The 24720-nt window shown below is 72.0% G+C and carries 23 protein-coding genes; 16 read left to right on the top strand and 7 right to left on the bottom strand.

Features of this window, described 5'->3' with window-relative positions; genetic code table 11:
- Positions 1-124: 124 nt before the first annotated feature.
- Positions 125-1510, bottom strand: a complete 1386-nt coding sequence (locus tag FF100_RS01375) for an NAD(P)/FAD-dependent oxidoreductase (protein ID WP_139033766.1) — start codon at positions 1508-1510, stop codon at positions 125-127.
- Between the two features lie 342 nt (positions 1511-1852).
- Here FF100_RS01375 and cysK point away from each other — a divergent pair, with 342 nt between their 5' ends.
- Positions 1853-2833: a cysteine synthase A gene (gene cysK, locus FF100_RS01370; protein WP_139033765.1), complete on the top strand. Its 981-nt coding sequence runs from the start codon at positions 1853-1855 to the stop codon at positions 2831-2833.
- Positions 2834-3101: 268 nt separating this feature from the next.
- Here the strand turns inward: cysK and FF100_RS01365 are convergent, their stop codons facing one another.
- The gene (locus FF100_RS01365; protein WP_139033764.1) at positions 3102-3392 is read right to left on the bottom strand and encodes a hypothetical protein; all 291 of its coding nucleotides are present in this window, start codon (positions 3390-3392) and stop codon (positions 3102-3104) included.
- Between the two features lie 185 nt (positions 3393-3577).
- Positions 3578-4042, bottom strand: a complete 465-nt coding sequence (locus FF100_RS01360; protein WP_139033763.1) for an Lrp/AsnC ligand binding domain-containing protein — start codon at positions 4040-4042, stop codon at positions 3578-3580.
- Positions 4043-4161: 119 nt separating this feature from the next.
- Between FF100_RS01360 and putA the strand changes: the two genes are divergently transcribed.
- Positions 4162-7251: a bifunctional proline dehydrogenase/L-glutamate gamma-semialdehyde dehydrogenase PutA gene (gene putA / locus FF100_RS01355; RefSeq protein ID WP_139033762.1), complete on the top strand. Its 3090-nt coding sequence runs from the start codon at positions 4162-4164 to the stop codon at positions 7249-7251.
- 194 nt (positions 7252-7445) lie between these two features.
- Here the strand turns inward: putA and FF100_RS01350 are convergent, their stop codons facing one another.
- A complete protein-coding gene (locus FF100_RS01350; RefSeq protein ID WP_139033761.1) occupies positions 7446-8120 on the bottom strand; it encodes a PAS domain-containing protein in 675 nt (224 codons plus the stop codon).
- 456 nt (positions 8121-8576) lie between these two features.
- Here FF100_RS01350 and FF100_RS01345 point away from each other — a divergent pair, with 456 nt between their 5' ends.
- From FF100_RS01345 to FF100_RS01335, 3 genes are all read left to right on the top strand, one after another.
- Positions 8577-9065, top strand: coding sequence for a DUF2721 domain-containing protein (locus FF100_RS01345; RefSeq protein ID WP_139033760.1), 489 nt, complete (start codon positions 8577-8579; stop codon positions 9063-9065).
- Positions 9066-9131: 66 nt separating this feature from the next.
- Positions 9132-9584 (top strand): PRC-barrel domain-containing protein, encoded by a 453-nt coding sequence (locus tag FF100_RS01340; RefSeq protein ID WP_139033759.1) that lies wholly within the window; start codon positions 9132-9134, stop codon positions 9582-9584.
- Positions 9585-9593: 9 nt separating this feature from the next.
- Complete coding sequence (locus tag FF100_RS01335; RefSeq protein WP_139033758.1) at positions 9594-10550, top strand: hypothetical protein; 957 nt, start codon at positions 9594-9596, stop codon at positions 10548-10550.
- Between the two features lie 10 nt (positions 10551-10560).
- On the opposite strand, the gene FF100_RS01330 is transcribed toward FF100_RS01335, so the two are convergent.
- Positions 10561-10926, bottom strand: coding sequence for a hypothetical protein (locus tag FF100_RS01330; RefSeq protein WP_139033757.1), 366 nt, complete (start codon positions 10924-10926; stop codon positions 10561-10563).
- A gap of 169 nt (positions 10927-11095) precedes the next feature.
- Here FF100_RS01330 and FF100_RS01325 point away from each other — a divergent pair, with 169 nt between their 5' ends.
- Positions 11096-11770 (top strand): HAD family hydrolase, encoded by a 675-nt coding sequence (locus FF100_RS01325; RefSeq protein WP_171070009.1) that lies wholly within the window; start codon positions 11096-11098, stop codon positions 11768-11770.
- 112 nt (positions 11771-11882) lie between these two features.
- A complete protein-coding gene (locus tag FF100_RS01320; protein WP_171070008.1) occupies positions 11883-13034 on the top strand; it encodes an alpha/beta hydrolase in 1152 nt (383 codons plus the stop codon).
- Between the two features lie 17 nt (positions 13035-13051).
- Here FF100_RS01320 and FF100_RS01315 read toward each other — a convergent pair whose 3' ends face one another.
- Positions 13052-14749: a methyl-accepting chemotaxis protein gene (locus tag FF100_RS01315; protein WP_139033755.1), complete on the bottom strand. Its 1698-nt coding sequence runs from the start codon at positions 14747-14749 to the stop codon at positions 13052-13054.
- 491 nt (positions 14750-15240) lie between these two features.
- Here FF100_RS01315 and FF100_RS01310 point away from each other — a divergent pair, with 491 nt between their 5' ends.
- The 3 genes from FF100_RS01310 to FF100_RS01300 all read left to right on the top strand — a co-directional run bounded on the left by FF100_RS01310 (position 15241) and on the right by FF100_RS01300 (position 17586).
- Positions 15241-16332: a TadE/TadG family type IV pilus assembly protein gene (locus FF100_RS01310; protein WP_171070007.1), complete on the top strand. Its 1092-nt coding sequence runs from the start codon at positions 15241-15243 to the stop codon at positions 16330-16332.
- Between the two features lie 10 nt (positions 16333-16342).
- Positions 16343-16927: a hypothetical protein gene (locus tag FF100_RS01305; RefSeq protein WP_139033753.1), complete on the top strand. Its 585-nt coding sequence runs from the start codon at positions 16343-16345 to the stop codon at positions 16925-16927.
- A gap of 167 nt (positions 16928-17094) precedes the next feature.
- A complete protein-coding gene (locus FF100_RS01300) occupies positions 17095-17586 on the top strand; it encodes a hypothetical protein (protein ID WP_171069991.1) in 492 nt (163 codons plus the stop codon).
- Positions 17587-17631: 45 nt separating this feature from the next.
- Here FF100_RS01300 and FF100_RS01295 read toward each other — a convergent pair whose 3' ends face one another.
- Entirely contained in the window at positions 17632-18627 is a 996-nt protein-coding gene (locus tag FF100_RS01295; protein ID WP_139033751.1) for a DUF2336 domain-containing protein, read from the bottom strand.
- A 412-nt stretch (positions 18628-19039) separates the two neighbouring features.
- On the opposite strand from FF100_RS01295, the gene rpsF reads away from it, so the two are divergent.
- From rpsF to alr, 6 genes are all read left to right on the top strand, one after another.
- A complete protein-coding gene (gene rpsF / locus FF100_RS01290; RefSeq protein WP_139033750.1) occupies positions 19040-19519 on the top strand; it encodes a 30S ribosomal protein S6 in 480 nt (159 codons plus the stop codon).
- Positions 19520-19522: 3 nt separating this feature from the next.
- Positions 19523-19774 (top strand): 30S ribosomal protein S18, encoded by a 252-nt coding sequence (gene rpsR / locus FF100_RS01285; RefSeq protein WP_012332436.1) that lies wholly within the window; start codon positions 19523-19525, stop codon positions 19772-19774.
- Between the two features lie 103 nt (positions 19775-19877).
- Positions 19878-20828: a DUF2232 domain-containing protein gene (locus tag FF100_RS01280; RefSeq protein ID WP_139033749.1), complete on the top strand. Its 951-nt coding sequence runs from the start codon at positions 19878-19880 to the stop codon at positions 20826-20828.
- A gap of 120 nt (positions 20829-20948) precedes the next feature.
- The gene (rplI, locus tag FF100_RS01275; RefSeq protein WP_139033748.1) at positions 20949-21521 is read left to right on the top strand and encodes a 50S ribosomal protein L9; all 573 of its coding nucleotides are present in this window, start codon (positions 20949-20951) and stop codon (positions 21519-21521) included.
- Positions 21522-21771: 250 nt separating this feature from the next.
- Positions 21772-23259 (top strand): replicative DNA helicase, encoded by a 1488-nt coding sequence (locus tag FF100_RS01270; protein ID WP_139033747.1) that lies wholly within the window; start codon positions 21772-21774, stop codon positions 23257-23259.
- A 302-nt stretch (positions 23260-23561) separates the two neighbouring features.
- Positions 23562-24656, top strand: coding sequence for an alanine racemase (gene alr / locus FF100_RS01265; RefSeq protein WP_139033746.1), 1095 nt, complete (start codon positions 23562-23564; stop codon positions 24654-24656).
- Positions 24657-24720: the final 64 nt, after the last annotated feature.

Below are 24720 nucleotides of genomic sequence, written 5' to 3'. Positions count from 1 at the left end.
ATCCCGGCCCGATGCGCGCGAGGCTCCCATGGCGGGACGGCGCGGGCGAGCGGTAGGCGCCTACGGTCTTCGGGGAGGCCCGCCCCGCCGATCGGCGTAGGCGCGCCGGCCGCGGGCGACGCCGTCAGGGCGGCGGAAGCTTGGCCGGGGTTTTGCCGCGGATGAGCGCCATCACGGCCTCGTCGCGCTCGGAGATCAGGCGGGCGCCGCGCTGGAAGCTCACATAGGCCCAGAGCCAGCGCAGGGTGACGACCAGCCGGTTGTGGAAGCCGACCAGCAGGTAGACGTGGGCGACGCCCCAGACCAGCCAGGCGGGGAAGCCCCGGAGCTTGACGTGGTCCCACTGCACCACGCCGGCATTGCGCCCGATGATCGCGAGGTTGCCGCGGCTGCGGAAGCGGAACGGCGCCGGGGCCTTGCCGTGCAGGATGCGGTCGCGCAGGGACCGGCCGAGATAGCGGCCCTGCTGGTCGGCCACCTGGGCGAGGCCCGGCAGGGGCGTGCCGTCCTCGGCCTTCGCCATCGCGAGGTCGCCGAGGGCGTAGATGCCGGGGCGGCCGATCACCGCGAGGTCCGGCCCCACCGGCACGTGGCCCTGGCGCGTCGTCTCGACCCCGAGCCACTCGCCCGCCGGCGAGGCGCGCACGCCGGCGCCCCACACCACGGTGGCGGCCGGGATCAGCCGGCCCTGGACGGTGATGCCCTGCTCCGACACGTCCTCGACCGCGTGGTCGGTCAGCACCGTGACGCCGAGGCGCTCCAGCGCCCGCTTCGAGTAGGCCGAGAGGTCCTCCGTGAAGGTGCCGAGCACCCGGGGGGCCGCCTCGATCAGCAGGATGCGGGCCTGCTTCGGGTCGATGCGTCGGAAATCCTGCGACAGGGCATGGTGGGCGAGGCCCGCGATGGCACCCGCCATCTCGACCCCGGTCGGCCCGCCGCCGATCACCGCGAAGGTCATCAGCCGCTCGCGGGCGGCCGGGTCGTCCTCGCGCTCGGCCGCCTCGAAGGCGAGCAGCACCCGGGCGCGGATCCGGCGCGCATCGTCGAGGGTCTTGAGGCCCGGGGCGTAACGCTCCCATTCGGGGTGGCCGAAATAGCTGTGGGTGGCCCCCGTGGCCAGCACCAGCGTGTCGTAGGGGATGCGGGTGCCGTCGCGCAGGATCGCGGCGCGCCCCTGCGCGTCGATCCCCTCGACCTCGCCCATCAGCACCCGGACGTTGCGGTCCCGGCGCAGGATCGCCCGGATCGGCTCGGCGATCTCGCCCGGCGCGATCACCGCCGTCGCGACCTGGTAGAGCAGGGGCTGGAACAAGTGATGGTTGCGCCGGTCGATCAGCGTGACCTCGATGCCCTCGGCCCCGCCGAGACCCCGCGCCGTGGTGAGCCCGCCGAACCCGCCGCCGACGATCACCACCCGGTGCGGCCCCGCGGCCGGAACCGGGATCCGGTGCGGCCCGGCCTCCGGGCTCGGGCCGGAGTCGAGGGCGGTGCGGTGCAGGGGTTCGGGCATGCGGGTCTCTCGCGGGCGATCCTGGCGGCCGGATCGGGGCTTGCCGGTCAGGGCTTGCCGGGTCGGTGCCGGGTTAGGGCTTGCCGAAGCGGCACTCTCACCCGACGTTACGCTTCTGGCGGGGCCTGGAAATCCCCCCTCTTATGCCCCCTTCCCGGCCGGATGCGGCCCGCCCGGCGCGGCGTTTCCAACCCGGAAGATCTGACGCCGTTCCGGCGGCTCCGGAGCCGGGGCGGACCCCTAATTCACAGTCCAAATCCGTATAAATCGGCATACCTCGACGGCCAGCGGGATTTCCGCTACCCGTGCGGCGGACGACGCCTGCTCAGGGAGAGACACACCATGGCCGACGCCACCGCCACTTCGGAGACCGGCCGCCGGATCGGCCACGGCCGGGTCTACGACTCGATCACCGAGACCATCGGCAACACCCCGCTGGTGCGCCTCAACCGCCTCGCCAAGGAGCGCGGCATCGATGCCGAGATCCTGCTGAAGCTCGAGTTCTTCAACCCGATCTCGTCGGTGAAGGACCGCATCGGCGTCAACATGATCGACGCCATGGAGGCCGCCGGCGTCCTCAAGCCCGGCGGCACCCTGGTGGAGCCGACCTCCGGCAATACCGGCATCGCGCTCGCCTTCGTGGCCGCCGCCCGCGGCTACCGGCTGATCCTGGTGATGCCCGAGACGATGTCGCTCGAGCGGCGCAAGATGCTGGCCTATCTCGGGGCCGAGCTCGCCCTCACCCCCGGCCCGCAGGGCATGAAGGGCGCGATCGCCAAGGCCGAGGAGCTCCTGAAGGAGATCCCGGGCGCGATCATGCCCCAGCAGTTCAACAACCCGGCCAACCCCGAGATCCACCGCAAGACCACCGCGGAGGAGATCTGGAACGACACGCAGGGGCAGCTCGATGCCTTCGTGGCGGGCGTGGGCACCGGCGGCACCATCACGGGCGTCGGCCAGGTCATCAAGCCGCGCCTGCCCCACCTGCGCGTCGTCGCGGTCGAGCCGGAGGATTCCCCGGTCCTGTCCGGCGGCCAGCCCGGCCCGCACAAGATCCAGGGCATCGGCGCCGGCTTCGTGCCGGGCGTGCTCGACCGCGGCGTGATCGACGAGGTGGTGACGGTCTCCAACCAGACCGCCTTCGACACCGCCCGCCTGCTCGCCCGGATCGAGGGCATCCCCGGCGGCATCTCGACCGGCGGCAACGTCGCAGCGGCGCTCGAGATCGCGGCCCGGCCCGAGTTCAAGGGCAAGCGGATCGTGACGGTCGCCTGCTCGTTCGCCGAGCGCTACATCTCGTCGGCCCTGTTCGAGGGGCTGTGAGGCGCCGAGGGGCGGGGTCCTTCGGGGCCCCGCCTCAACGGGTCTTCTCGGGGTCTGCTCGGGGTCTGCCCGGCAGACCACGCATCCTCCGCGTCGTCCCGGGGCCGCGCAGCGGAGCCCGGGACCCGGAACCGCGAGACGTTCAGGATCAGGCGGTGAGCGTTCCGCCCGATTCTCGCTCACCCGAGCGTCCGGATTCCGGGCTCCGCTTTCGCGGCCCGGAACGACGCGGAGGGTTTGAGATCGGCGCTACGCCGCGACCGGCGCCTCACGCCACCAGTTCGGGCCGCCGTTCCTCCTCGCACACGCTCCGGCGGAACAGCGCCGCACAGCGCGACTCGCGGTGGACGCTGAGGATCGACGCGCGGTCGATATCCGGATTGTCGGCGAGGATCCGCCGCACATCCTCGACGAGGCGGCCGTAGCGGTCGGCATCGTAGCCGCTCTCGAGCGGGCTGACGGCGATATAGGCTTCCACCACCAGAACCTTCTCGGACTTCTCGCGCGAGACTTCGGCGGCGATCCAGGCTGATTTCACCAAGCGGTTCGGATTGACCATCGGCGTACCTCCGTTCCCGTCGGGCCGCTCTGCGGCGGCTCAGTCACGACAGAGTGCGACATGATGCGCCCTCTGCCAACTCTGCAGGGGCTGCAAAGCTCCATTATGTCGCAGCCGCGCCATGCAGGCCGCGCATGGAACTTGGGATCACGCCAAGGCCCGGGTTCGGACCGGAAGGCCCGGGTTCAGACCGGGAGCAGCCCGTCGCTCTTCACCTCCTCCATCACCGCGTAGGTCCGGGTGTTGTTGACCCCCGGCAAGCCCAGGAGCCCCTCGCCGAGGAAGCGCCGATAGGCCGGCATGTCGGCGACCCGGGCCTTGACCAGGTAGTCGAACCCACCCCCGACCATGTGGCATTCCAGGACTTCCGGCGCGCGCCGCACCGCCGCCGCGAAGCGCGCGAAGGCGTCGGGCGTGGTCTTGTCGAGGGAGACCTCGACGAAGACGAGCAGGCTCAGGCCGAGGTGATGCGGATCGAGCCGCGCCCCGAACCCGGTGATCACCCCGTCCTTCTGCAACCGCCGCAGCCGCTCGCCGGTGGCGGTCGGCGACAGCCCGACCCGCTCGGCCAGCTCCACGTTCGGGATCCGCCCCTCGCGCTGGAGGATCCGCAGGATCTGCCGGTCGACCCGGTCGAGGCTGTCCGTCATTCTCGCTACCGAAGCGCGGTTTCGCCGCCGATCCTGCGGCATAATCCGGATATGCGCCATCGAAGCGCGGCGAAAGGCCGAATACGCTGAGAATCGTCAGCAAGCCCGGACCCGCCCCGATGCCCGCCCCGCTCCCCGTCTTCCACGCCCCCTACGCGCCCGACGACGCCGCCCTCGCGCGCACCTTCCTCGAGCGGGCCAGCCTCAGCCCCGAGCGCGAGGCGAAGGTCGATGCGCTCGCCCGCGACCTCGTCGGTGCGATCCGGCAGGAGACCGGGGGACTCGGCGGCGTCGAGGCGATGCTGCGCGAATACTCGCTCTCGACCAAGGAGGGCCTGGCGCTGATGGTGCTGGCGGAAGCCCTGCTGCGGGTGCCGGATGCCGCCACCGCCGACCGGCTGATCGAGGACAAGCTGCGCTTCGGCGGCTTCGAGCAGCACGCCACCCGCTCGGAGGCGCTGCTGGTGCGCTCCTCGGCCTGGGCGCTCGGCCTCTCGGCCCGGATCATCCAGCCCGGCGATACGCCGGAAGGCATCCTCGCCGGCCTCGCCAAGCGCCTGGGGCTTCCCGCCGTGCGGCAGGCCGCCCGTCAGGCGATGCGGGTGATGGGCGGGCATTTCGTGCTCGGCGAGACGATCGACGCGGCGCTCAAGCGCTCGGCGAGCGGGCAGGGCCGGCTCTACCGCTACTCCTTCGACATGCTCGGCGAGGGCGCCCGCACCGCCGAGGACGCCAAGGCCTATGCGGAGTCCTACGCCGCCGCCATCGAGGCGATCGGGCGGGCGGCCGGCAACAAGCCGCTGCCGGACCGGCCAGGCATCTCGGTCAAGCTCTCGGCGCTGCATCCGCGCTACGAGGCCGTCGGTCGCGACCGGGTGATGGCGGAGCTGGTGCCGGTGCTCCTGCGCCTCGCACAGGCGGCGAAGAGCTACGACCTCAACTTCACGGTCGATGCCGAGGAGGCGGACCGGCTCGAACTCTCCCTCGACGTGATCGCGGCGGTGCTCGGCGATCCCTCGCTCGCCGGCTGGGACGGCTTCGGCCTCGCGGTCCAGGCCTACCAGAAGCGCTGCCTCGCCGTCATCGACCACGTCGCGGATCTGGCCGCCCGCCTCGACCGGCGGCTGATGGTGCGCCTGGTCAAGGGCGCCTACTGGGATACGGAAGTGAAGCGGGCGCAGGAGCGGGGTCTTCCCGACTACCCGGTCTTCACCCGCAAGAGCATGACGGACCTGAGCTACCTGGCGGCGGCCGAGCGGATGCTGGCCCACCGGCCGCGGCTCTTTCCGCAATTCGCCACCCACAACGCGCTCACGGTCGCGGCCATCGTCGAGCGGGCCGGGCCGGAGGCCGGCACCTACGAGTTCCAGCGCCTGCACGGCATGGGCGAGGCGCTCTATGCCCGCCTGCTGGCCAGCGTGCCGGGGGCGGCCTGCCGCACCTACGCGCCGGTCGGCGGCCATCGCGACCTCCTCGCCTATCTGGTGCGGCGGCTGCTCGAGAACGGCGCCAACTCGTCCTTCGTCTCGCAGGCCGCCGATACGGCCGTCCCGGTGGAGAGCCTGCTGCGCCGCCCGGCCGAGAGCATCGGCAACCCCGACCGCGCCCGGCACGCCAAGCTCCGCCGCCCCGCCGACCTGTTCGCGCCGGAACGGGTCAACTCCGCCGGCGTCGAGCTCGGCGACCGGGCGGCCCTGGAGCGCCTGACCGAGGCGGTGGCGGCGGCGCGGCAGCCGGCCGAGGCCGCGCCGGTGATCGACGGCGTGACGCAGGCCGGCACGTCGCGGGTGGTGGTGAGTCCGAGCGATGCCCGCACGATCGTCGGCACCGTCGTCGAGGCGTCGCCCGAGACCGCGGTCGCGGCGATGCGCGCCGCCCGCAAGGGGGCGGCCGCCTGGGCGCGCGTCCGTCCCGAGGAGCGCGCCGCCGCTCTGGAGCGGGCTGCCGACGCGATGGAGGCCGCGCGCGGCCGGCTCATCCACCTGCTCCAGGCCGAGGCCGGCAAGACCCTCGACGACGCCGTGGCGGAGCTGCGCGAGGCGGTGGATTTCTGCCGCTACTACGCGGCGCAAGGCACGAAGCTCTTCGGCACGCCCCAGAACCTGCCGGGCCCGACCGGCGAGAGCAACCGCCTGACCCTGCGCAGCCGCGGCGTGTTCGTGGCGATCTCGCCGTGGAACTTCCCGCTCGCCATCTTCGTCGGCCAGGTCGCGGCAGCCCTGATGGCCGGCAACGCCGTGGTGGCCAAGCCCGCCGAGCAGACGCCGCTGGTCGCCGCCGAGGCCGTGCGCCTGCTGCATCGGGCCGGCATCGCGGCGAGCGCGCTCCATCTCGTGCCCGGCGACGGCGCCGTCGGGGCGGCCTTGGTGGCGGATCGGGACGTCGCCGGCGTGGTCTTCACCGGCTCGACCGAGGTGGCGCGCCACATCAACCGGGCGCTCGCCGCCAAGGACGGCCCGATCGTCCCGCTGATCGCCGAGACCGGCGGCATCAACGCGATGCTGGTCGACGCCACGGCGCTGCCCGAGCAGGTCGCCGACGACGTCGTGACGTCGGCCTTCCGCTCCGCCGGCCAGCGCTGCTCGGCGCTTCGCCTGCTGCTGGTCCAGGAGGACGTGGCCGACAAGGTGATCGGCATGGTGGCGGGCGCCGCGCGCGAGCTGCGGCTGGGCGATCCCCGCGATCCTGCCACCCATGTCGGCCCGGTGATCGACGCCGAGGCGCGCACCCGCCTCGACCGCCACGGCGCCGCGATGCGCCGGTCCGCCAAGGTCCATTACGCCGGCGAGGTCCCGGGCGAGGGCCATTTCGTGGCACCGCAGATCTACGAGATCGCCGGCCCCGGGGCACTGACCGAAGAGGTGTTCGGACCGGTCCTGCACGTTGCCCGCTACAAGGCCGCGGAGTTCGACCGGGTGCTCGACGCGATCGAGGCCACAGGCTACGGCCTGACGCTCGGCGTGCATTCCCGCATCGACGCCACGGTGGAGCGGGTGGTGTCGCGGCTCTCCACCGGCAACGTCTACGTCAACCGCAACATGATCGGCGCGGTGGTCGGCGTGCAGCCCTTCGGCGGCCATGGGCTGTCCGGCACCGGCCCGAAGGCCGGCGGTCCGCACTACCTCACCCGCTTCGCCACCGAGCAGACCGTGACGGTGAACACCGCGGCGGCGGGAGGCGACGCGGCGCTGATCGCCATGGAGGGGTGAGGCGCGCCCCCTCCCCCATCGCGCAGGGTTGGCCGGGGACAAGCCCGCGCGACGCCAGCCGGGATCCCTCCCCGCGTCGAGCAGGCCCCGCGGGAACGGCGACGCGCGCATCGCCCGATCATCCTGCGATCGGGCGATACTCTCATACCCTCGCGCCTCGGCATCGACGCGTCGATGCCAAGGCGTCCGGCGCATCAGCGCCGGCGCCCGTTCGGGCTTGCCTTGCGCCGTCGAACGGATCCGTTCGACGGCGCGGCGGTAAAATTCGTCCACGCCGCCGGCGCCTGCCCGGCGGCGAGGCGGCGGCCGATCTCCAGGAGGAGCATGTCGGCGAGGCGGCGCAGGAACGGATCGTGGCAGGCATCGACGGCGCCGCGCAGGGCGAGGCCGAGTTCGGCGGCGCGCTCCAGCGGATGATCCGCGAGGGGGACCTCGGCCTGGATGCGGGTGCGAACCCGCCTCGGGGATTGACCGTCGGTCAGGTCGATGATGACGCCTCGCCCTTCCGTCGGCCGGCCCGCATCGTCATGGGCGCAGCGTCCGCAGGACAGGACCCAGCGCACGGCGCCCTGCCGCGACAGCAGCCGATAGGGAACGACGTAGGACCCGGCTTGGTCGGCGGCCCGCCGGATGCGGGCGATCACCGCCCCGCGGTCCTCCGGGTGGATGCGGGCGAGGAGGAGCGGGACCGGCGCGCCGCTCCGCAGGTCGGCCGGCTCGACCTCGTAGAGCGCCGCCATGCGGGCATCCCCGCACAGGACGTTGCGGCCGATGTCCCATTGCCAGGTCGCGACCGCGTCAGGCGCCGCGCAGGCCACCGCCAACCCGTCCGGCGGAAGCTCCGCCGGTCCCCCATCCGTTCCCCGCACGCACGTCTCCGTCCATCAGCGCCCCCGGGCCACGTCGTCCGCCCAGGGGAATTTCCACAACCCTTGCGAGCATGAGTAGTTTTGCGCTCACTCACCGTCAAGCTTCCCCAGACGCATCGTTGCCGGTGAGGCAGTGCAGCCGCGATCTCCCGCAGCATCGGATCTCCTGAAAAGGAGACAATCCCTGAAAATCCGTCGGCCGGAGAAGGACGACGACGCACCGCGCGCCCGGACCGGCCTCCCGCGGCCGTCCGGCACAATACATACTCCATCGATGTACTTTTGGGACAAGATTCCTCATTGTTCAACTGACTTTGCCGCGACACTTGCGCCGATCGACCGGGTTCCCGCGCAGCACGATGCCATCCGCCCGGGCCGCCCTACATCGCGGCGGGCTTCCCCTCCGGCCCGGCCTGCCGCACGGCGCAAGCCCGCTCCCTCTCTCCCCGGCTCCGCATGCTCCCCACCGCCGATCCGTCCCAGGTCGATTCGACCGCCCACATCATCCAGGTGGCGCTGACGCCGGTCTTCCTGCTCTCCGGCATCGCGACGCTGCTCAACGTCTTCTCGACCCGCCACGCCCGCATCGCCGACCAGGTCGAGAAGCTCTCCGACCGCCTCGCCGAGCGGCCCGGCGACCAGGCGAGGCTGCGCGACCTGCGCCGGCGCAGCCTCGCCCTCGACGTGGCGGTGGTGATCGCGGCTCTGGGCGGCGTGGCGATCTGCGGCGCGGTCCTGACCCTGTTCGTCGGCACCCTGCGGGACGCCGCGGTGGCGAGCGTGCTGTTCTCGCTGTTCGGCGCCGCGATCGTCTGCACGCTGGCCTCGCTCACCGCCTTCGCGGTCGAGATGATGCTGGCGAGCCGGACCGTGCGCACCGAGGTGGCCGAGACGCAGCAGGAGGACGGACAGGGGACGGGCGCGGGGGATGCGCCGGCGCGGTGAGCGCGGAACCGTCGCCGAACCGGTCGGTTCCCCCAGGGTCCCGTCCCTCTCGCAGCGGAGAACGCCATGCCGACCGACCTGCCCAGCGGAGGTCCCTCCCCGAACGAGCGCTCCTTGCGCGAGCCGGGCACGATGCAGCTCGATCCCGCCGGCGACGGCGTCGCCCTCGACGAGACGCCGCGGCTGATCGCCTCGAACAAGGTCGAGGGCACCGCCGTCTACGACCGCGAGGCTCAGCATCTCGGCAGCGTCTACAACTTCATGGTCGACAAGGTCTCGGGCCAGGTCGCGTATGCGGTCCTGTCCTTCGGCGGCTTCCTGGGCTTCGGCGAGCATTACCACCCGGTGCCCTGGAAGGCGCTGACCTACGACCTGCGGCTCGGCGGCTACGTCATCGACATCGACGCCGACACCCTGGCGGGGGCGCCGCGGCACGGCCCGGACGAGGACCCGTTCAACGACCCGTCCTATGGCGGGCGCCTCGACGATTATTACGGCGGCCGCGCGCCGACGATCTGAGGCGGGCCGATGGGCGGTGCGGAGCAGGACGGATCGGGGGCGCCGGCCGGCGAGGTCGCCCGCGGGGCGGGATTCGCCGTGGCGCCCGGCACGGTCAAGCGCCCCGGCGTGCTGGTGGCGATGCCGTTCGACCGCGCCCTGCTCGCCCGCTTCAAGGACACGTTCCCGACCGCCCGCTGGCGGCGCAAGCTCCGCCGCTGGTTCGTGCCCGGCACCACCGCCGAGCAGCGGGCCGATGCCTGGATCGCCCGGGAGATCTCCGCGCTCGACGCCTACGGCGACGACAAGGGCCGCGACGCCTACGCCTTCGAGCCGCTGGAGAGCCCCTATCTCGAGGCCGGTCCCGATGCCCTGGTGGTCCGCACGCCCTATTCGCGTCTCGTGGTCGATACCCTGCGCACCATCCCGTTCGCCGCCTGGGCGCCGGAGATCCGGGCCTGGCGGGTGCCCTGGCGCTCCTACGAGGCGCTGAAGGACGTCTGGGGGGTGATCGAGAAGGCGGCGGCGGCGAGCGAGCCGGCGGCGCGGCGGGCCCGGCGCGAGGCCGCCCGCAACCCCGCCGCCGAGGCGGAGCGCCGGCGCCGCCGCCACCCGGTCCCCCGGGGCGATCCCCCGCCGCTCGGGGCGGCGGTGGAAACCGCGGAGGCCGGCGTGGTGGTGTTCGAGGCGCTCGACGACGCCCCCGTCGCCGAGACCGAGGCGCTGGCGCATTATTCCGGGATCACCGCCCCCGGCCCCCTGGTCTGGGGCTGGTGGCGCATCCCGACCTTCTCGGAGCTGGCCGAGACGGTGCCGGCGGCAGCGCCCGACGCCACCGGCCGCGGCTGGTGGCCGGCGACCCGCGCAGGCCTGGAGGAGCGCCTGCGGCGGCTCCGCGAGACCGCCCGGGCGCAGGCGACCCGGCAGGCCGCCCGGGACCGGAAGGCCGGCGAGACGCAGGAAGCCGCCGGGCCCGAGCCCGGTTAGGCCCTCGTCGTCAGAACTTGCCGCCGAGCCCGACCGAGCCGCCCGACCCCATGGTCGGCGACAGGCCGCCGCTCGTGCTGCTCGCGCCGCCCTCGCCCTCGATCTCCTCGCGGCGGATGCGCCGGGGCGGGGCGCTGAGGGTGTCGCTGCCGCGGGTGCTCGACGGGAGGTTGAGACGGCGGGTCGGCTCTGTCGCCGCCTGGGCGAGGTCGCCGCTGCTGCGGGCCGGCAGCTTCACGTCGCCGCGCAAGGAGGGCGGCGGGCCGACATCGCCCGCCGGGAGCACGCCGCCGACCTGGCCGAGGGGGTTTTGGATGCAGCCGCCGGCGAGCGCGGCCACGGCCACGACGAGGCAGGCTCTGGACAGGACGGACATCGGCATTTCCCACGCTTCCACAAAGACCGCCCCGCCTGCCGGCGGAGAGCGGCGTTGACGAACCTCTAATGGCCGAGGCGTCCGAAGACCAGCCGCGCCGCTCGCATCCTCGGGAACCCAGGCGCTTTGCATGGCTTTCGTGCCTGGCTGCAACAGACGAGGCCCCGCCATGATCCGCAACCTGATCTTCGACATCGACGGGACCCTGCTCGACAGCGTCGATCTGCACGCCGCGGCCTGGTCCGAAGCCTTCCGCGCCTTCGGCCTCGACGTGCCGCAGGACGAGGTCCGCAGCCAGATCGGCAAGGGCGGCGACCAGCTGATGCCGGTCTTCGTGCCCGAGGAGCGCCTGGAGCGGGAGGGCGAGACGATCGAAAAATTCCGCTCGGCGCTGTTCAAGGACAAATACCTGGCCAAGGTGAAGCCGTTCCCGGGCGTGCGGGACCTGTTCGAGCGGCTGAAGGCGGAGGGCCACGTCCTGGCGCTGGCCTCGTCGGGCAAGGCCGAGGAGGTCGAGCGCTACCAGGAGATCGCCGGCATTCGTGACCTCGTCGACGTGGCGACCAATTCCGATGAGGCCGAGCGCTCGAAGCCGCATCCGGACATCTTCGAGGCGGCGCTCGCGCGGCTCGGCCACCCGACCCGGGGCCAGGCCCTGGTAATCGGCGATTCGCCCTACGACGCCGAGGCCGCCGTGAAGGCGGGGCTGCCGGTGATCGGCGTCCTGTGCGGCGGCTTCCCCGAGGCGCGCTTGAGCGAGGCCGGCTGCCTGGCGATCTACCGCGATCCCCAGGACCTGCTCGACGGCTATGCCAGCTCCGCCTTGCGGCGCGGCCTGCCGTAGCGGGGCATGGCGGCGTCGGCCTGCACGAAGACCGCGCCGCACGACGAACCTTGCCCGATGCGTGTCGGCGTGCGAATCGTGCGGGGACTCACGCCATCAGGATGTTCGTCCCTTGCCCGGCCCGCGCCGCTCCGCCGCCCCGCATCTGGCTGCCCTCGTCCTGGCTACCGCGCTGCCGGCGCCCGCTCTCGCGCAGCAATCGGCGCCGCCGAATGCCGACGCGTCGGATTTCGCCCGCCTCGAGGCGGCCCAGAACGCCGCCAACGCCAAGCCCGGCCCGCGCACCGTGCCGGGCCGGCGCATCCCGGTGCCCGAGACGGTGAGCCCGGAATTCCAGGCGACGATCGCGGCGCCCTACCGCACCCCGGCCTGGAACGCCGATCCGGGCAGCGCGGCGGAGTGGAAGGCGCTGATCGCCAAGCTTGCGGCCCAGACCGCGGCCCCCCTGCCGGCCCTGCGCGAGCGCCTCGGCGTGGTCTCGACCCCGGAGGTGATCGGCGGCGTCAAGGCCTGGATCGTGGCGCCCAAGGAGGTGCCGGAGCGCAACCGGCACCGGCTGCTGGTCCACATCCATGGCGGCGGCTACGTCTACAACCCGGGCGAGGCCGGCACGCTGGAAGCGGTGCTGATGGCGGCCTTCGGCGGCTTCACGGTGATCTCGTTCGACTACCGCATGCCGCCCGACGCGCCCTACCCGGCGGCGATGGACGACGCCATGGCGGTGTGGAAGGCCGCGCTCGCCCTGCAGCCGGCCGAGAACATGGCGGTGTTCGGCACCTCGACCGGCGGCGGCATGACGCTGGCCCTGATGCTGCGCGCCAAGCGCGAGGGCGTGCCGCTCCCGGCCGCCATCGCGCCGGGCACGCCGTGGTCCGACCTGACCGAGACCGGCGACAGCTACAAGGCCAACGAGTGGCTCGACAACGTGCTGGTCTCCTATGACGGCTACCTGACCCGGGCGGCCCAGCTCTACGCCGCCGGCCACGACCTGCGCGACCCCCAGCTCTCGCCGATCTACGGCGACCTGCGCGGCCTGCCGCCCACCATCCTGACCACCGGCACCCGCGACCTGTTCCTGTCGAACACCGTGCGCACCCACCGCAAGCTGCGCCAGGCCGGGGTCGAGGCCTCGCTCCAGGTGTTCGAGGGCATGAGCCACGCCCAGTACCTGTTCAACCCGGACGCCCCCGAGACCCGCGAGGCATTCGCGGAGATCGCCGGCTTCCTCGACAAGCATCTGGGAACGGCGGCGAAGAAGCCGTGAGGGCGTGAAGCGTCCCCTCACGCCGCCCGCACGGTGCCGAGGAACCGGACCACTTCGGCCGAGAGGTGCTCGGACTGACGCGACAGCGCGGAGGCCGCCACGAGCACCTGGCTCGCCGCGGCGCCCGTCTCCTCCGAGGCCTGCGCCACCCCGGCGATGGTGCCGGTGACCTCGGCGGTGCCGGTCGCGGCTTCGGAGACGTTGCGCACGATCTCCTGGGTCGCCGCGCCCTGTTCCTCCACCGCCGAGGCGATCGCGACCGCGACCTCGCTGATCTCGCGGATCCGGCCGGTGATCGCCCCGATGGCGCCGACCGCCTGATCGGTCACGCCCTGGATCTCGCCGATCTGCTCGGCGATCTCCTGGGTCGCCCGGGCGGTCTGGTTGGCGAGGTCCTTGACCTCGGCCGCCACCACGGCGAAGCCCCGCCCCGCCTCGCCGGCCCGCGCCGCCTCGATGGTGGCGTTGAGCGCCAGGAGGTTGGTCTGGGCGGCGATGCCGGAGATCAGCCCGACCATGTCGCCGATCTTGGCCGAGGTGGCGCGCAGCGCCTGGACGAGATGGCCCGTCCTGTCCGCCTCACCGACGGCCGCCTGGGCGAGGCTGGCCGAGCCCTGGACTTGGCGGCCGATCTCCTGGACCGAACTGCCCAGCTCCTCGGTCGCGGCCGCCACCGTGCCGACATTGGCGGCGGCCTCCTCGGCCGCCGCCGCGACCGTGGTGGATTGCGCCGCCGTCTGCGTCGCGGTGGCGGTCATCGTGGCGGCGGTCGCCTGCAGCTCGGTGGCCGAGGCCGAGACCATGCCGACGATCCCGCCCACGGCCCGCTCGAACCCGTCCGCCAGCTCGATCATCACGCGCCGGCGCTCGGCCGCGGCGGCCGCCTCGGCGAGGCGCCGGACCTCGGCCTGCTCGGCCGCCTTGCGGGCGACCATGTCCTTGATGCCCTCGACCGCCCGGGCCACGGCGCCGATCTCGTCGCCCCGCGCCGCCGCCCGGATCTCGGTGGTTCCCTCCCCCCGGGCCATGCGCTCGAGCATCGCGACCAGGCCGCCCAGCGGCCGCGTGATGCCGAAGACGACGATGAGGACGGCGAGCGCCAGGGCGGCGAGCAGCCCCGTGACCGCCGCCCCGAGGAGGACCGTGCCGGCCTCGGTCACGGCCCGGTCGGCATCGGCGCCGGCCTGCGCGAGCTCGGCCCTCAGGCCGTCGATGCGCGGCTGCACCGCGTCGCGGACCCTCTGCCGCACCGCCGCGGCCTCGACCATCAGGATCCGGCCGGCCGCCTCGTTGTCGTTGCTCAGGGCCAGGAGGTTGGCGCGCCTGGAGGAGTCCAGGAACTCGACCAGGAGCCCGCGCAGAGCCTGGTTCGCGGCCTTCCGGTCCGACGTGTCGGACAGGGCGATCAGATGGTCGACGCTGCCGAGCGCGGCGGTCTCGGCGGCGGCGTAGCGCCGCTGGTAGGCCGCCATCTGCTCGGAGCGCGTCTCCAGCACCATGTTGCGGCTCTGGACCGCGGCCTCGTTCACGCTAAGGCGCAGCATCAGGATGTTCTCGAGACGCGCCATCTGCACCTCGACCAGCTGGCGCGTCTGCACGGCGAGGGCGGCGAGGCTGGTGCGGCCATACAGGACGAGCCCGCAGGCGACGGCGGCGACGATCAGGAGCGGCAGCGCCGCCTTGACCAGGATACGGGTGTTGCCGAGGAACTTCATCGCGAGCGGCCCGGGCGAATCGGGGGAGATTGCGGAACATTTCCGCAAATCCTTAACGGTTCGCAAATCTTCGCTCATGATCTCTAGGGCATGATTGATCGGCAAGGACACCACGACAGGTCAAGACTGCCGGCCACCAAGTTCTGACACACAGCAGCGCGGGATGCGTGCGCGATCCTGCGACGCGGACCGGTCCGAGATCCAGCCTCCCCTGGGGCGGGCGGTCCGCCCCCCTCTCCCCGCGGGCTGCTGTCGCACGGCCGGGAGCCCGGCCCTTCGGTCGAGGCCGACGCGGCCTCGTCTCGACCTCCCGCGCGACGTCACCCCCTGCCAGGCCGCAGCGGCGGCGCCGAAGTTGCGGCCCGAGGACCGACCAGTCCGGGCGCATCCAACGTGACGCGAGCCGCCGCCTCACTTTCGGGCAATGCTTTATCGAAATGTCAGGAAATCGGCGTCCTACTCCACGTCAGGTTGTTCCCTGGACCGAGCCTATGCCATTCCGCGGCGAGAGCGGCAGCGTTGCCGTCATCTTTGCGATCGTCTTGCCGGCCCTCCTGATCGGGGTCGGAGGATCGATCGAGGCCTCTCGCGCGATTGCATACCGGCAGCGGCTGGCGAGCGCGGCCGAACTGGCGTGCACCCAGGCCCAGGCCTACATCAACGCGCGCAAACGGCAGGACGTCACATCGTCCGACAAGACGAAGCTGTATCCCGCCTCCGACGTCCAGCCGATCGCCGATCGCGTCAAGACCGCGAAGGCTCTCGGCACCAGCGCCGCATTGAGCGCCGTCAACAATACCGACGTCAACGTCCACGTCTCCGCGAGCGGGACGATGAAGATCATCTTCAGCTCGGTGCTGAACAACGCGAGCGTGGACCTCGCGGCGTCGCGGGATTGCTCGGTCATCTCGACGACCGCGGCCTTGAGCAGCAGCGGCACGCCGCAGCTCCTGTTCACCGAGTCGTTCGAGAGGCCGACCCACTCCGTGAACTACAACGACTGGAGCGTCCTGGGCGGCGTCAATAACGGCAAGACCTGGAATGGCTGGACGACGATCAACGCCGGCATCGAGATCAATGGCCAGCGCGAGCTGGCGAGCAACGTCATCCGCTTCGGAGACTTCTTCGCCGAGCTGGACAGCGATTGCGGGACATCCGCCAATACGAATAACCGCAGCTGCCGTTCGAATTCGACCATGTCCCGCTACATGGACCTCATTCCGGGCAACTACCAGATCCGATACTGGTACATCGCGCGCGAGCGGGATGCGAACCAGCCCGGAAAGGTCATCTGCGGGGCCAAGGACAGCGACGTCTCCTGGTATCAGGTGAATGGGCAGACCAACCGGATCGAAGTCTACGTCGAGCGGTCCGGCAATTACACGTTCTCGTCGTCGTCCATGGTCGATGTGTGCGTCCAGGCCGATGCGTGGACGGAGCGCGTGATCAGCTTCGTCGTTCCGAGCAATTCGGATTCGAGCGCGACGCAGTACCGCATCAGCTGGAGGGCGGCCGGGAAGGAGGACACCTATGGCGGCCTGATCGACTACATCCGCATCTGCCGCAATACCTGCCCCAATTGAGGCCGGGACGATGAGGCGGCCCTACGCCCTCAGGTCGGTTGCGTCACGCTCCGGGGCCAGACTCCGCGCCTGCCTGCAGGCCTGGAAAGCCGCCACGGCCGCCACGGCACCGGCGGGCGCCCCTGCCTCCGGCGGCGGCGCCCGCCCGATCGCGGCGGCGTTGGGCCTGATCCGCGGCCAGGGCGGCAGCGCCTCGGTCGAGATCGCCCTCCTGGCCTGGCCGACGATGATCGCGCTGGTCGGCATCCTGCAATTCGTGGTCGCCCAATACACGCAGCTTCTGCTCGGCAATGCCCTGTACGACTCGGCCGCTACGCCCGAGGCGGAGCTTCTGCTCGGCGCCTCGTCGACCTACAAGGCGACGCTGTGCCGGAAGATCCGCATCGTGCCGTCCGATACGTGCCGAGCGCAGATCATCGTCGAGATGATGCGGCTGACGGACGCGCCGAGCGTCGCGACGAGCATCACCGGTTCCACGTTCGACGCGGGATCGGCCAACGACGCCCTGCTCCTGCGGGCGGCCCTGCCGACGCTGCGGGTCTTGCCGGTCATCCCGGCGATGACGGCGCAGGCCTCCGTCGTGTTCCGGCGATGAGGGTGGCGCGCTCCTTGCGCCGGGCTCGCCCGGGGGGCCGTCCGGCAATGGCGGGTCCGCGCTGTCGGAGAGACTGCGGCGCGACCGGCGACCGGGCGCAACGACCGGATGCCCGGCGATCGGCGGCGGCCCTCGCCGGCCGCTTCGCCGGAAGCCGCCGGGGCTCGATGACCGTCGAGTTCGCCCTGGTCGGGACGGTCCTGGCGCTGCTGTTTGCCGGCATCATCGACCTGTTCCAGTTCTCGACCATCACGCGAGACGTCGAGCGCTCCTCGGCCCAGATCGCCAACCTGATCGCCAGCTGCTCCCGGTCGAGCGACCAGAGCTGCACGACGAACACGATGAACACCGTCATCGCCAAGCAGGCCAACGCGATGATCCGGTACTACCGGAGCGGGCTCGTCATGAGCATGGCCCAGATCAGCGAGAGCAACAATACGCTCAAGGTGTGCGCCGGCAACATGACCTATCTCGAACCCGACGTCGCGGCGAGCGCCCTCGCCCAGATGGCGGACAAGGACAATGCCATCGTCGTCGTCGTCCAGATCAGGTACGTGGCGATGTTCGCGCGGGTCTCGCAAGTCTTCACGGGCAGCGCCAGCTCGATCATCAGGGGCTGGACGACCGTGGTGAATTCGAGCGGCTCGAACGCGTGCTGATCCGGTCGCACGGCGATCGATCGCTCCGGACCGGGCAGGCCCGGCTCAGCGCGGCCACCCGGCGACCGTCGCCCGGGCGCCGGCCACCGTCGCGCCGCGATAGAGCGCGACGGCGCGGCCGGCCGCCTCCGGCGTCGGGGCCGGTCCGGGGCGGGCGCGCAGGAAGGCGCCCAGCGTCGAGAGCCGCAGATCCGCCGCGCGGACGATCAGGGCGAGGGCCTTCGCCCCCGGGGCGCGGTGCGCGGCCTCGGCCCGCGCCGCGGAGCAGCCGGCGAGATGCGCGAGGCCGAGGACGGCTTCCGTCACCCTTCCGTTCGCGAGCCAGTTCCGGAGGTCGGCCTCGTCGAGCCCGAGGCGGATCCGCAGGGCCACGGCCTCGGCGGCCCGCCGCGGCGGGCCGGAGGGACCGGGCCCGCGCAACAGGGCCTTGCGCTGGCCCGGCAGCACGCCGCGGGCCGCGAGCCCCGCCGCGAGGCCGTGCCGGTCCTCCATCCGCTCGGACAGGGCCGAGAGCGCGGCGAGCGAGAGCTGCGCCCCCGGATTGCCGAGCAGGGTCGCCATCACCGCCTGGTCGCCCCGGTCGGCCAGCACGTCGGCGACCCGGGCCGCGACCCGGTCGCGCCCGGCGATCGCCGCGAGGTGGACCGGCCCGCGGCGGCGGGCGACCCGCAGCAGCACCTCGTCGGGCAGGGAGGCGCAGGCCGCCAGGACCGGCACCGCGACGCTGGCCTCGGGATCGTCGGCGAGGCGCCGGGCGAGCTTGTGCGGCGGGCGCGCCAGACCGCCGACCCGCCGGGCGAGCCGCCCGCGCGAGTCCGTCCCGGCGCCCTCGGCGAGCACCGTCATCACCTCGTCGAAGGCGCTGACCTGCGGGCCCGAGAGCCGCTCGGCCCCGGCGATGAGCAGGTCGGCGACGTCGTGGAGTGCCCGCGCCGCCTCCTCGCCGGGGGCGACCCGCTCGGCCTCGTCGACGAGGTCGGCGAGACTTGGGGCACCGGAGGCCCGGCGTCCCTCGGGTCGTGAAGCCGCAGCCGACGCCATCCGACGAACGATCCTCGCAAGAGTATTCGGAGCGAACTCTGCGGCAACGATACGGGACGAGGGTTACGCCGGTCTTAGCGGCGGACCGGGTGCGGCGGAGGCGTCCGCCTCCCGCGCTTCCCTCCGCTCTTGCCCTCCCCTCTTGCCCTCCCCTCTTGCCCTCTCGTGAAAACCTGCTATAGGCCGCGCCTCGCGTTCGCTCCGGCCGGGGGCTGAACGGACGGCGGTGGGCTGGTTGCCCGCCGCAGGGGCTTGCCCCGTCGTCCCGTGTCTCCGCCTTCGAACAACCGCTCGGGCCTTTGCAGGCTCGAAGGGCTTGGCGCCGTGCGACGCGAGGACGAACCGGCCCGACGCCAGAACCGCACCCGCGACTTCAGGCAGCGGGCCAAAGTCTCCCTGAGAAAGGCCCATCATGGCTCTCTACGAGCATGTGTTCCTGGCTCGCCAGGACGTGACCTCGCAGCAGGTCGAAACGATGATCGAGACCTACAAGTCCGTCATCGAGCAGAACGGCGGCAAGGTCGAGAAGACCGAGATGTGGGGCGTGAAGTCCCTCGCGTACCGCATCCGCAAGAACCGCAAGGCGCATTTCACCCTCCTCAACATCGACGCTCCCCCGGCGGCCCTCGCCGAGATGGAGCGCCAGATGCGGATCTCCGAGGACGTGCTGCGCTTCATGACCGTGCGCGTCGAGGAGCTCGAGACCGAGCCGTCCGCGATGATGCAGAAGCGCGACCGCGACGAGCGCAAGGACCGCGAGCGCGGCCGTCGCCGTGACGACGACGGCTTCGGCGGCGGCTTCGGCGGCGGTGACCGCGCCGAGCGCGGCGATCGCCCTGAGCGGGCCGAGCGCCCGGAGCGCGCCGAGCGCAACACGAACGAGGAGCAGTAAGCCATGGCTTTCGGTGCTGGTGGCGGCGGTGGCCGTCGTCCGTTCTTCCGTCGGCGCAAGACCTGCCCGTTCTCGGGCCCCAACGCCCCGAAGATCGACTACAAGGACGTGAAGCTGCTCTCGCGCTACGTCTCCGAGCGCGGCAAGATCGTGCCCTCGCGCATCACCGCGGTGTCGGCCAAGAAGCAGCGCGAGCTCGCCCAGGCGATCAAGCGCGCCCGCTTCCTGGGCTTCCTGCCCTACGTGATCCGCTAAATCGACTGAACAACCCGGCGGCCGCGTGCCGCCGGGTCGCTGGGGCGATGGGATCGCCTCTAACCCCGCCCGGATGGGCGGCGGGACAGCGGACGGGTTCCCCATGCTTCGTCATACCGGCATCGGCGTCGTCGCCGGCCTCGCCTCGGCGCTCCTGATCGGGGTCGTCGTCCAGGCGACGCCGCTCGCGCTGGCGCTCTACCTGCTCGCCCCGCTGCCGATCCTGATCGTCGCGATGGGCTGGAGCCACCGGACCGGCCTCGTCGCCGCCGCCGCCGGCACGCTCGCCCTCGCGGTCGCTTCCTCGCCGTTGCGCGGCCTCGCCTTCCTGGTCTCGACCGCCCTTCCCGCCTGGTGGCTCGGCTATCTGGCGCTCCTCGGCCGCGAGGCGGCCCCGGGCCGGATGGAATGGTACCCGACCGGGCGGCTGCTGGCCTGGGTCGCCGTCACCGCGGCGATCGCCCTCGTCGTCGTCGTGATGCTGTCCTCGGGCGACCACGCCGCCTACCAGGACCGCGTCCGCCGGCTCGCCCGGGCGATGCTGCAACTCCAGATCCAGGAGGCCCCGTCCCGCGGCGCCGGACTGGAAGAGGACGACCTCGCCCGCATCGCCGAGCGGGTCGCCGGCCTCGCCCCCGCCATCATGGCGACGACCTTCACCCTGCTCCTGACCTTCTATCTCTGGGCCGGCGCCCGGGTGGTGCAGGTCTCCGGCCGCCTGGCCCGGCCCTGGCCGGACCTGCCCGCCACGATGCTGCCGCGCCGCGCCCTGTGGGCGCTCGCGATCGGCGCGGTCCTGGCCCTCGCGCCCGGCTATGCCGGGGCATTCGGGGTGGCGCTGCTCGGCGCCTTCGCGGCCGCCCTCGCCCTGCAGGGCCTGGCGGCGCTCCACGACCGCAGCCGGGGCAGGCCCGGCCGCACGCCGCTCCTCATCGGCCTCTACGTGCTGGTGTTCTTCACCCAGGGGCTGGCGCTCGTCGCCCTCGCGGTGTTCGGCCTCGTCGACACCCTCACCGGGCGCCGCCGCCCGGTCCAAGCGCCGCCGGTGGCATGATCCCGCCGGTGGCCTGACACGAGATCCCCGGGTCGCCCAGGCGATCCGGTTCCCCGACGGCGGACCATTCCGCCATCACCAACCCGGGGCCGACCGGCCTCACAGCAAAGGACGACGACCATGGAAGTGATCCTGCTCGAGCGCGTGGCCAAGCTCGGCCAGATGGGCGAGACCGTGAAGGTGCGGCCGGGCTTCGCCCGCAACTTCCTCCTCGCCCGCGGCAAGGCCCTGCGCGCCACCGAGGGCAACAAGAAGCGCTTCGAGGACCAGCGCGCCCAGCTCGAGGCCCGCAACCTCGAGCGCCGCGCCGAGGCCGAGAAGGTCGGCGAGTCCCTCAACGGCAAGAGCTTCGCGCTGATCCGCCAGGCCGGCGAGTCCGGCGTGCTCTACGGCTCGGTCTCCCCGCGCGACCTCGCCGAGGTGGTGACCCAGGAGGGCTTCACCATCAACCGCGACCAGTTCAACATCGCGCAGCCGATCAAGACGCTCGGCCTGCACACCGTCCCGGTGGTGCTGCACCCCGAGGTCGAGGTCAGCGTGATCGTGAACGTCGCCCGCAGCCCCGAGGAGGCCGAGCGCCAGGCCCGCGGCGAGTCGACCACCACCCGCGAGGAGTTCAACCTCGACGACCTCGGCCTCGAGGTCGGTGCCGCCCTGGCCGAGGCCGGCCCGGATGCGGACGACCGCGGATAATCCACACGCTGCCTCGCCCCCGGGGTGGGACAGCAGGGACAGCGGGGACAAGCCCCGGAACCGGGCTTGACTTGTTCCCATTTTGTTCCAGCATGGCGGGGTCCGCGACGTGAGTCGCGGGCCCCGCTCTCGTTTCAGACCCCACTTCGCCGTGCTTCGGTCAAGGTTTGGTCAACGATAGCGGTGCGATGGTCGCCGCCGCATCGTTGATCTGACACCTCGTCCCCCCTCTCGCCCGGAGCCCCGCCGGATGGCCATTCCCAGCACCCTGACGGCGAATCTCGAGCCCGTGCAGCAGGAATACCGCGTCGCGCCGCACAACATCGACGCCGAGCAGGCGCTGCTCGGCGCGATCCTGGTCAACAACGACGCGTTCTACCGGGTGTCGGACTTCCTGCTGCCCGAGCACTTCATGGAGGAGGTGCACCGGCGGATCTACGAGGTGTCGATCACGCTGATCAAGGCCGGCAAGCTCGCGAGCCCGATCACCCTCAAGACCTATCTCGGCGACGCCGATCTCGGCGGCCTCACGGTCGGCCAGTACCTCGCGCGGCTCGCCGCCGAGGCGACGACGGTCATCAATTCCGAGCATTACGGCCGCACGATCTACGACCTGGCCTTGCGCCGACGCCTGATCACCATCGGCGAGGACCTGGTCAACGGCGCCTACGAGGCCCCGGTCGAGACCTCGCCGCGCGAGCAGATCGAGGCGACGGAGCGCCGGCTCTACGAGCTCGCCGAGACCGGCAAGTACGACGGCGGCTTCCAGAAATTCTCCGACGCCCTGACGGCGGCGGTCGACATGGCGGCCAAGGCCTACCAGCGCGAGGGGCGGCTCTCGGGCATCGCCACCGGCCTGTCCGACCTCGACGCCAAGATGGGCGGCCTGCAGGCCTCGGACCTGATCATCCTCGCCGGTCGCCCGGGCATGGGCAAGACCTCGCTCGCCACCAACATCGCGTTCAACATCGCGAAAGCTTACGTCGGCGAGAAGCAGCCCGACGGCTCGATCGCGACCAAGAACGGCGGCATCGTCGGCTTCTTCTCGCTCGAGATGTCGGCCGAGCAGCTCGCCACCCGCATCATCGCCGAGCAATCCGGCGTCGCCTCCTACAAGATCCGCCGCGGCGACATCCGGCCCGAGGAATTCTACAAGATCACCGACGCCGCCCGGGACATGCAGACGATCCCGTTCTACATCGACCAGACCGGCGGCATCTCGATCGCCCAGCTCGCGGCGCGGGCCCGCCGGCTCAAGCGCCAGCGCGGCCTCGACCTGCTCGTGGTCGACTACCTCCAGCTCCTGTCGGGCTCGTCCAAGAAGGGCGACAACCGGGTGCAGGAGATGACCGAGATCACCACCGGCATGAAGGCGCTCGCCAAGGAGCTGGCGGTGCCGATCATCGCCCTGTCGCAGCTCTCGCGCCAGGTCGAGGCCCGCGACGACAAGCGGCCGCAGCTCTCGGACCTGCGCGAATCGGGCTCGATCGAGCAGGACGCCGACGTGGTGATGTTCGTGTTCCGCGAGGAATACTACGTCAAGAACAAGAAGCCGCGCGAGGGTACGGAGGAGTTCTTCACCTGGGAAGCCGAGATGAATCGCGTCTACGGCAAGGCCGAGGTGATCCTGGGCAAGCAGCGCCACGGCCCCACCGGTACCGTCGAGCTGCAGTTCGACGCCGAGATCACCCGGTTCTCGAACCTGGCGCAGGGCGACCGGCTGCCGGATACGCACTGACAACCGTTCGGCCCCCCGCCTCCGCACTGCCCCCCCCCCGCGTCATTCCGGGGCCGCGACAGCGGGGCCCGGGCTTGCGGGTCCGCAGGTTTTGGGGAGCCGAGAGGAACGCTCCCGGCCCCGTCCCTCCACACCCGGGTGTCTGGATCCCGGGTTCCGCTGCGCAGCCCCGGGCTGACACGATGTGGGATCGGTCGCAGCACCCAAGAAGATCGGCAGCCTGACTTAAGGTCACTTGGCCCGCCGCCAGCCCCTTGGCTCCCCACCTTTCGGGGGGTAGACCGGAGCCGAGGAGCGAGATCATGACCGAGTCCCATCCGATCGGCCACGGCGGCCGCCTCACCATCGACCTCGCGGCCCTGCGGGCGAACTGGCGGCACCTCGCCGACGTGGCGGAGTGCCCGGAGACCGCCGCGGTCATCAAGGCCGATGCCTATGGGTGCGGGATCGCCCGGGCCGCGCCGGCCCTGTGGGCGGAGGGCTGCCGCACCTTCTTCGTCGCCCACCTGTCGGAAGGGCTCACCGCCCGCAAGGCGGCGCCCGAGGCGGCGATCTACGTGCTCAATGGCTTCCCGCCGGGGACCGCGCAGGCCTACCGGGACGCCGATCTCCGGCCGGTGCTCGGATCGCGCGAGGAGGTCGCCGAGTGGGCCGCACGCAACCGCGCCGGGGGGATGCGCCCGGCGGCGCTCCATGTCGATACCGGCATGAACCGCCTCGGCCTCTCGGTGCCCGAAGCCCTGGCGCTCGCCAGCGACCCGATGATGGCGGAGGCCGGCCTCGACCTGCTGATGAGCCACCTCGTCAGCGCCGAGGTCGAGCACGATCCCCTCACCGACCACCAGGCGTCGGAGTTCGACCGGGTGCGCGCCGCCTATCCGCATCTGAGGGCCTCGCTCGCCAATTCCTCGGGCGATTTCCTCGCCTCCTGCCGCGCCGACCTGGCGCGGCCGGGCTACGCCCTCTATGGCGGCAACCCGCGGCCCGGCCGCGGCAACCCGATGCGCCCGGTGGTGCGGCTGGAAGCCGGCATCCTGCAGGTCCGCGACGTCGATGCCGGCGCCACCGCCGGCTACAACGCCCGCTGGACCGCCCGCGGCCCCCGGCGCCTCGCCACCCTGTCCCTCGGCTATGCCGACGGCTACCCGCGATCCTCGACCGGCCGCGGCGAGGCCGTAGTCGGCGGCGTGCGCTGCCCCTTCGCCGGCAACGTCTCGATGGACCTCATCATCCTCGACGTCACCGGGGCGCCGGAGGAGGTCCTGCGCCGCGGCGCGCCCGCGACGCTGATCGGCGATGGCCTCGACCTCGACACGGTCGGGCGCAATGCCGGCACGATCGGCTACGAGATCCTGACCGGTCTCGGGCGGCGCTACGAGCGGGTGTATCGGGACTGATGCCCTCCTGGTCATTCCGGGGCCGCGCAGCGGAGCCCGAATCCAGGCACTGAGGTGGTTCGAG

Source organism: Methylobacterium terricola (genome assembly GCF_006151805.1).
Taxonomy (GTDB): Bacteria; Pseudomonadota; Alphaproteobacteria; order Rhizobiales; family Beijerinckiaceae; genus Methylobacterium; species Methylobacterium terricola.
The sequence above is the reverse complement of the archived record's forward strand: the minus strand, read 5'-3'. Positions and strand labels throughout refer to the sequence as shown.